2 protein-coding genes are annotated in these 1,129 nt (G+C 66.2%); both read right to left on the bottom strand.

Features of this window, described 5'->3' with window-relative positions:
- A partial coding sequence (locus AX692_RS00290) for an IS66 family transposase zinc-finger binding domain-containing protein (protein WP_196491737.1) occupies positions 1–637 on the bottom strand: 637 nt, incomplete at its 3' end.
- A gap of 59 nt (positions 638–696) precedes the next feature.
- Positions 697–1,129 (bottom strand): IS66 family insertion sequence element accessory protein TnpB (gene tnpB, locus AX692_RS00285; protein WP_419470518.1); only part of this gene is annotated, 433 nt, incomplete at its 5' end.

Below are 1,129 nucleotides of genomic sequence, written 5' to 3'. Positions count from 1 at the left end.
TGAGGGGCTGATGCTGCCCATACTTCTCGAACAGGAGCATGGCGAGGAAGCTGGGCCCGGCCCATCCGCGGGGCACCACATGGAACGGTGCTGGGGCTTGCGCGATCTTCTCGCAGTCCCGGCACGAGAACTTCTCCCGCACCGTCTGGATCACCTTCCAGGAGCGCGGAATGACCTCGAGCGTCTCGGTCACGTCCTCGCCAAGCTTGGAGAGCCGGTCCCCGCCGCAGGCCGGGCAGGAACAGGGCGCGGGCACCACGACGCGCTCGCGCGGCAGATGCTCGGGGAGCGGCTTCCTTGTCGGCCGCTTGCGTTCGAACGCGGTGACCGTGGTGGTCTTCGCTGCCGCTTCCTCGGCGACCAGATCGTCTTCGGCAGCGTCGGCCTCGAGCTCTTCGAGCTGGAGCTCCATCTGATCGAGCAGGCGTCGGCTGCGCTCGGCGCTGGGGCCATACTGCTCGCGCTTCAGCTTGGCGATCTGCAGCTTGAAGTGGGCGATCAGCGCCTCGATGGCGCTCTGGTGGGCCATGGCGTTGGCGAGCCTGGCCTCTGCCTCATCAGCCTTGCGGGCCATCGCCGCCACAAGCGCCTTGAGCGCTTCAACGTCGTCCGGAAGGGGCGAGATGGCGGCTTCCATGATGCTGAGTGAATCATCATCCACCCTCTGCGGCAAGGGCAAAACACCGCTTGCGACGATTATCCTGCGCTCTGCGGCCGCCACGTATACTGCGGGTTCCTCCAGTCGATCCCCTCCAGCAGGCAGGCCAGCTGAGAGGGGGTCAGCGACACTGTTCCCTCCGCTGCCGATGGCCACAAGAACCGGCCCTTCTCGAGCCTCTTGGCGTAAAGCGACATGCCGATCCCGTCGTGCCAGATGATCTTGATCAGCGAGCCCGCGCGACCGCGGAATACGAACAGATCGCCGCCATGCGGATCACGCTTGAGCCCCTGCTGCACCAGCAGCGCCAGGCCCTGCATGCCCTTCCTCATATCCGTGTGGCCCAGCGCGATCCAGACCCGGGCGCCGGAAGGGATCATCGCAGAGCCTTCAGCGCGGCCGTGACCAGGGCCGGTGATGCCGCAGCGAAAACGCTCAGCCGCTTGCCGCGTGGCAGGTCGATGATCATCG

This window comes from Erythrobacter donghaensis, assembly GCF_001557325.1.
In the GTDB taxonomy this organism is placed as follows: domain Bacteria; phylum Pseudomonadota; class Alphaproteobacteria; order Sphingomonadales; family Sphingomonadaceae; genus Erythrobacter; species Erythrobacter donghaensis_B.
Note: the sequence above shows the minus strand (reverse complement) of the source record. Positions and strands in the feature narration are given on the sequence as shown.